General features: G+C 57.5%; 5 protein-coding genes. 2 read left to right on the forward strand and 3 right to left on the reverse strand.

What is annotated here, in order from left to right:
- Nucleotides 1–59 precede the first annotated feature (59 nt).
- Both ABDW13_RS22990 and ABDW13_RS22995 read left to right on the forward strand, forming a co-directional pair.
- Nucleotides 60–3,032, forward strand: coding sequence for a virulence factor SrfB (locus ABDW13_RS22990; protein ID WP_343554821.1), 2,973 nt, complete (start codon nt 60–62; stop codon nt 3,030–3,032).
- Entirely contained in the window at nt 3,029–5,401 is a 2,373-nt protein-coding gene (locus ABDW13_RS22995) for a virulence factor SrfC family protein (protein ID WP_343554822.1), read from the forward strand. Before ABDW13_RS22990 ends, ABDW13_RS22995 begins: the two co-directional genes overlap by 4 nt.
- Nucleotides 5,402–5,405: 4 nt before the next feature.
- Here the strand turns inward: ABDW13_RS22995 and ABDW13_RS23000 are convergent, their stop codons facing one another.
- The 3 genes from ABDW13_RS23000 to ABDW13_RS23010 form a co-directional block, all read right to left on the reverse strand.
- Nucleotides 5,406–5,669 carry a barstar family protein gene (locus ABDW13_RS23000; RefSeq protein WP_343554823.1) on the reverse strand — a complete coding sequence of 88 codons (264 nt, stop codon included), beginning with the start codon at nt 5,667–5,669 and terminating at the stop codon, nt 5,406–5,408.
- A 1-nt stretch (nt 5,670) separates the two neighbouring features.
- Entirely contained in the window at nt 5,671–6,105 is a 435-nt protein-coding gene (locus ABDW13_RS23005; RefSeq protein ID WP_343554824.1) for a ribonuclease domain-containing protein, read from the reverse strand.
- A gap of 101 nt (nt 6,106–6,206) precedes the next feature.
- A complete protein-coding gene (locus ABDW13_RS23010) occupies nt 6,207–6,554 on the reverse strand; it encodes a helix-turn-helix domain-containing protein (protein ID WP_343554825.1) in 348 nt (115 codons plus the stop codon).
- Between the last annotated feature and the right edge of the window lie 70 nt (nt 6,555–6,624).

The raw sequence follows: 6,624 nt of genomic DNA on the forward strand, positions 1-6,624 counted from the left end.
GCGCAATACGGCGCAGATCAGGTCTTCCCGTTGACGATTAAGCGTGAGAGTAAGTAAACATGTTGGCTCCCCTCATCGATGACAAACAGAAAATCACGCTGATTGAAGATAGCGGTGTGCAGTTTCTCGATTTTGGTTTGCGCTTACCTGCATTGCAGGCGCGTCGTCAGTTCGTGCGTCAAACCGCTAATGGCCCGTTGCTGCGTTTGAATGTTGACGGCAACAGCGGCAAATTCCTGCTGTATCCGGAAGATGGCGGCGCGGCTGAAGTGGTGCGCCCGGAATCGGATATCGCACTGGCCGATTCTCTTAAACTGTTGGCCCATCAATGGTTGCCGCTGCCGGTATTGCGCTGCACCAGCGGTCGCCGCTTTATTGGCGGCCCGGATAACTGGGCGCGCCTGCATCTGGCACCGCTCAGTCAGCCTGACGCAGCCGGGAATACCCATCGCATCACCCTCGCCTTTGATACCCGCATCGTCGCCGAGCAAGATGGCGGCGAGCAGCACGGTCTAAGCAAGGCTGATGCGCAAAACGGCGTCAGTTTCGCCCTGGCCTGGCACAATTACGAGCTGGGTGAATTCCTCGATCACACCTGGGTAGATGGCTGGCTGCGTGAAACCTTTAGCCAGCAGGTGCATGAATTAGAATCGCGCCGTGAACAAGAGCTGAATCAAGCGCTGCGCGAGTTTGAATATCAGGCGCACTATCTCAATCTGCTGGAACTGCTCGGTGAACAGCTCGATCTCGCCGAGATTTACATCCAAGCCACCTCGCTGCAAACCCCGGCCGTTAACGTCGATATCATTCTGGATGTTGGCAACTCGCATACCTGCGGCATTTTGGTGGAAGATCACGCCGAAGAGAGCAGCGGTTTGCGCCAGACTTATGAATTGCAGCTGCGCGATCTGTCTGAACCGCATCAGGTCTACAACGAACTGTTCGATAGCCGCCTGGAATTTGCTGAAACCCGCTTTGGCAAAGCCAACTTCTCGCTGGAAAGCGGCCGTGAAAACGCCTTTATGTGGCCTTCCCTAACGCGTGTGGGCCGCGAAGCCAGCCGTTTAGCGCTGCTGCGCGCCGGTACCGAAGGCAGCACCGGCTTATCCAGCCCGCGTCGTTATCTGTGGGATGAAGCGCGTTATCAGCCAGGCTGGCGCTTCAACGCGCACGGCAGCAGCGATGAGCCGCAAGCCACCGCATTGCCGTTTACCTTATTGATCAATGATGAAGGTCAACCGTTGCACGCGTTGGCGGAAGACGACCGTTTGCCGGTGTTTTCTGCCAGCTACAGCCGTAGCTCGCTAATGACCTTTATGCTGTGCGAACTGCTGGCGCAGGCGATGATGCAGATGAACAGCGTGGCGCAGCGTCAGCGCATGCCGCAAAGCCAGGCACCACGTCAGTTGCGTCATGTGATCCTCACTTTGCCTTCGGCGATGCCAAAACCCGAACGCGAGATTTTCCGTCGCCGCATGCAGGAAGCCATCGCGTTGGTGTGGAAAGCCGAAGGCTGGCATCCGGCGGAAGACGATTTTACTGCCGCCAACCAGGCCAAAAGCCTGCGTCCGGTGCCCGATGTGCAGATGGAGTGGGACGAAGCCACCTGCGGCCAAATGGTGTGGCTGTTCAACGAAACGCAGGTCAACTTTGCCGGTCGCGCCGAAGATTTCTTCAGCACCATGGCGCGCCCCGATCGCCCACGTGAAGCCGATGAGTTGCCAGGTAAAAGCTTGCGCATTGCCTCGATTGATATTGGCGGCGGCACCACCGATTTAGCCATCACCCAATATCGCCTCGATGACGGCCAGGGCAACAACGTTAAAATCACTCCGCGCTTGCTGTTCCGCGAAGGTTTTAAAGTCGCGGGCGACGATATTCTGCTGGATGTGATTCAATTGTGGATTCTGCCTGCCTTGCAGCAAAGTTTGCAGAAAGCCGGTTTGACGCTGGCTGAACCGCTGATGAACAAGCTGTTCGGTCACGACAGCCGCATGGATGGTCAAGCCACGCTGCGCCAGCAGGTCACTTTGCAGTTGTTTATTCCGCTGGCGCAGGCGGTGCTGGAACGTTATGAAAACTGGAACCCGCTCGACAGCCACAGCGAAATCAATGCGCTGTTTGGCGAGCTGGTGCCACAGAAACCGGCCAGCAGCGTGCTGGCATTTGTTAACGGTGAGATTCAGCGCACGCTGGGCGGCGATAGCCGTTTTGATCTGCTGGACGTGCCGTTGGTGGTCAGCATGGCGCAGCTGCACGGCGAATTCCTGCAACATCGTATGGCGATCATTCCAGCACTGCGCGCGATGTGCGAAGTGGTGTCGCTGTATCAGTGCGATGTGTTGCTGCTGACCGGTCGCCCGTCGCGCTTCCCTGGCATTCAGGCGCTGGTGCGCCATTTGCAGCCGCTGCCGGGCAGCCGCATTTTGTCGCTGGAAGGCTATCACACCAGCGATTGGTATCCGTTCAATAAGCAAGGCCGCATTGATAACCCGAAATCCACCGCCGCGGTCGGCGCGATGCTGTGCTTGCTGGCGCTGGATCTGCGCTTGAGCAGCTTCTGGTTCCGCGCCGGTGATTTCGAACCGTACTCCACCATTCGCTATCTCGGCGTATTGGATGAGACGTCGGCGTTGAGCGACGATAATCTGTGCTATAGCGAAATCGACCTCGACAGCCACAGCTTCGCGCTGGATCGCAAGAGCAGCTTCCGCATTCGCGGCAACGTCTGTCTCGGCTTCCGTCAGCTGGAAAACGATCGCTGGCCGGCTTCTCCGCTGTATAGCCTGAGCATTGTTGATCCCACGCTGGCGCGTCAGGTGGCGGGCGAAAGCGTGCTGCGCATCAGGTTGGCCGTCCAACCGGGGCCGGACAACTTGGGGCCAGAGCGTTTAGTGTTAAGCGATGCGCGCATGGATGACGGCACGCGGGTGCCGCTGGAGCAATTGAGCCTGAAACTGAATACGCTGTCCGCCACTGGCAACGCGAATGCGCAATATTGGATCGACAGCGGGAGCGTTTGTAAACGATGAGAACTGCCAAGAAAGCCACTTCGGTAACGCCAGCAAAACGTCTGAGTTTGATGCAGGAAACGCTGGATGGCGCGCTGAATTGGGTTGAAACCCATCAGGCGCACGCGCCGCGTCTGGCGCTGGAAGCCGAAACCTTAACCTTGCAACTGCGCCGTGCACGCGTGGAAAGCCATGCGCTGGCGCGTCAACTGGCGCGTCCAGTAACGTTGGCGCTGTTTGGGCAATCGCAAGCGGGTAAAGCCTGGCTGCTGAGCGAAATGGTCGGCGATGCGCAAGGCCAACTGATTGCCCGTTTGGGCGACAAAACGCTGAACTATTTCCAGAACATCAATCCCGGCAATCTCGATTTTGCCATCGCCACGCGCTTCAGCCATCAACGCGAAACCCAATCCAACGCCTGGCCGCTGGAGATGACGCTGCTGAACGAAGTGGAACTGATCCGCTTGATGCTGGCCTGCGCCAAAACCGAGGAACAGCCGGATAGCGCGCAAATTGATGCGGCGCTGCAACGCTTGCAGCGCCATCGTCAGGATGAAGAACAGCCCGGCCTGGACAGCGATGCGCTGATCACCTTGTGGGCTTGGAGCCGTCGCCATCATCGTCATGCGGAAATTCTTGATCGTCATTTCTGGCCGCAGGCGGTTGCGCTCGCGCCGTGGCTGAGTGTCGATGACCGCGTGCAGCTGTTTGCACTGCTGTGGCCGGGCCAAAGCGCGCTGAACGAAAGTCTGCGCAGCCTGATGCATTTGCGTCACCAACTGCGCCAGGCACCGCGTTTATTGGCCCCACTTAGCTTGCTGGTCGATGATGCGGCTCTGCCTGCGGAAAAACTGATCGGCAATGAAGCGGATTGGCAGGAAATGATCGAAGTGTGCCCGATTGTCGCCAATCGCGTGGGTAAAGCGCAGCATGTGCCGCTGGGTTTGTTATCGCTGTTAACGCTGGAAATCACCCTGCCGCTCAGTTCTACGCCGCGCCAGGCGCTGTACGATGACGCCGACATGCTGGAGCTGCCTGCACCGGGCACCCCAGCCGATCGCGCCCAGCAAGAGGAGTTGGCGCGGTTGCGTAAACGCGATCCGCTGCGCGCCAGCTTGCTGGAACAAAAACGTGCGCTGCTGCCGGGTTTATATGCCGCGCGTCAGGGCATCGATCTGATGCTGATTTGTACCGCTGCCAGCCAGCGCCAGGATACCGATATGGCCGCCAACGCGCTGCGCGAGTGGCACATCCATCAAAATGTCGCTGCCAGCGGCGAGAAGCCACGTCTGATTTGGGCCATCACGCCTCACGATGCGCGTTATCAGCAGCAGCAGATTAACGTTGATGAAGCGGTACAACGTCAGATCGGTCAGCCTGGACAAAGTTGGGGCTCGATGCTGGCGCTGGATCGCGCAGGTGTGGATCGCATGGGCAGTTGGCTGTTGGATGAGATGCAGCCCGAAGCACGCCGCGATCGTCTGGCGCTGCAACTCGGCGCGCTGCAACAGAAGCTGGTGGAACGTTTGCAACCGTGGACCGAATCCAGCGCCACGCCCGAGCAGGCGGCGCGTAAGCAGGCCATTTCCGATACGCTGCTGAAATGCCTGCAACATCGCACCGGTTTGCACGGCGAACTGCTGGAGCGTTTGCAGCCCTCGCGCGAAGCGGTGCGCCAGTTATGGCTGAGCCAAAGTAACACCAACGTGAGCCAGCACAGCGCTAAAACCGCCGCCGCTGAGCAGAGCTATTTTGGCATCGGTTTCGAATTCGATCTGTTCAAAGATGAACCGGTGGCGCCTGCCGAGCCGCGCAATGCCGGCGGTCAGCGCGATCAACAATTCCCGCAACAGGTGTTTGCGCTGTGGCTGGAACATTTACGCCAATTGCCTGAAAGCCGCAGCCTGCTGGCGCTGCTGAACGTTGATAAGCCGACCATGGAGATGCTGGTTGAAGAGTTGATCACCGCCAGCTTCCGCCTCAAGGTGCTGAGCAAACTACAAAGCACACTGAATGAGCCGGATGCGCAGGCCAGCGCACATGAAGCGCGTACCGATCGCCAGGTTTCACGCGCGATGACGGTGTTAGGCGATTTTGTCGCCTGGTTAGGCTTTTTACAGCGCCCAGAAAATGAACGCCCGGAAAGTCGTGTTAATCGCGGTCAGACGATTTTTGCCCGTCCGCCTGCGCCAAGCGTCAGTTTCTCGCCGGGACAGCGTTTGACCCGTTTATCAGCCGCACCCGCCAATCACACCGCGTATTACATTTATGATTGGTTAGTGGGTTTGAATTCGGTGATCGTTGAGAATAATGGTTATACCGGCGGTGGCGATTTACCGGCGAATGCGCGTCAGATGTTGGCGATTTTACTGTTGCCGCTACACGCCTGATTCTCTACTCACGTACCAGGCGCAGCTCGCCTTCCAACTGCTGCTGCGCCTCTTCCAATAGCGCCAATAGCGGCGCACATTCCGCGCTCGCATCCTCGCTATGACGTAAATAGATCGTCGCCGGCAACGCCATGCCGCCGGTTAGCCAATCCCACAAAGCATCCAGATTGTTGCCAAAATCCAGCGGACAGGCGCTTTGATCCACCAGCGCGCGGTAAAACGCCTGGCGATCGGGCAAGCGCTGAAAGTCAAAGTGGAGCATCAACATGCTAAGGCACCTGCTTGAAGCTGCGATAGTGATCGGTGGTGAGGAAAATCAGCCCATCAGAAGAGTAAAGCAGACGATCAGCATCGCGGTGGCCGCAATCATAATTGACGTCGGCTTCGTACCATTGACGCCCCGCTTTGATCGGCAATCTTTTTTCACGATTGCTGAAGCGATCGCCGCCAATCGCACGGCCTGGCAATACGTCGCATAAATCGCCGCGACCGGGATTCCAGCCCTGACGACGCGCTTCACTTTTGGTGAGATAAAAGTCGGGTAATTGATGATGCTGCTGCACCCAACGCGCCACGGTGTTGGCATCGGTGAGTTGCGAGATGTCCGGGTGGCTGGTCGCCCATTTGTTGGACAAATGCGGTTTCAGACCGAACCACAGCGCGGCTAACAGCACAATGACAGCAAACCAGAGTTTCTTTGACATGATGACATCCTGAAAGACAGGACGACGATAGTAGCAGATTTAGCGCGGGGAATTGACAGCAGAACATAACGCGGGCCAGCAATGCTGGCCCTGGCGGAGGATTACTGCATCGCGCTGGAGGTTGGCGCGGCGTGACGACGCCATGCTCCCGGCGCTACGCCGTATTGGCGTTTGAAGCTGCGGTTAAACGACTGCTGCGAATCGAAGCCCAGTGAAATCGCCACATTGAGAATCGGTTCGTTGCTGGTCGTCAGGCGATCCGCTGACTTCTTCAGCTTCTTCTCACGAATGTACTCGCCCAGTGGCAAACCGGTGTGCTCTTTGAACATCCGTTGCAGGTGCCATTTTGAGTAACCGGCGCGCCCTGCGACGGTGTCCAGATCAAGACGCGCTTCAATATTGTTGTCAATCCAGTCGATCAAATCGTGAATAAATGCGGTGGTCATCATCTCGTTTTCTCCGGTCGCCGTTGCGAACAGTATCAGTATCAGTTGCAATTACACTTTAAGGTTGAACGAC

This window comes from Pantoea sp., assembly GCF_039594315.1.
In the GTDB taxonomy this organism is placed as follows: Bacteria; Pseudomonadota; Gammaproteobacteria; order Enterobacterales; family Enterobacteriaceae; genus Pantoea.

Bases quoted from the DNA above. Each gene is read 5' to 3' on its own strand.
- ABDW13_RS23000 (WP_343554823.1), bottom strand. From the start codon at position 5,669: ATGTTGATGCTCCACTTTGACTTTCAGCGCTTGCCCGATCGCCAGGCG.
- ABDW13_RS22990 (WP_343554821.1), top strand. From the start codon at position 60: ATGTTGGCTCCCCTCATCGATGACAAACAGAAAATCACGCTGATTGAA.
- ABDW13_RS23005 (WP_343554824.1), bottom strand. From the start codon at position 6,105: ATGTCAAAGAAACTCTGGTTTGCTGTCATTGTGCTGTTAGCCGCGCTG.
- ABDW13_RS23010 (WP_343554825.1), bottom strand. From the start codon at position 6,554: ATGATGACCACCGCATTTATTCACGATTTGATCGACTGGATTGACAAC.
- ABDW13_RS22995 (WP_343554822.1), top strand. From the start codon at position 3,029: ATGAGAACTGCCAAGAAAGCCACTTCGGTAACGCCAGCAAAACGTCTG.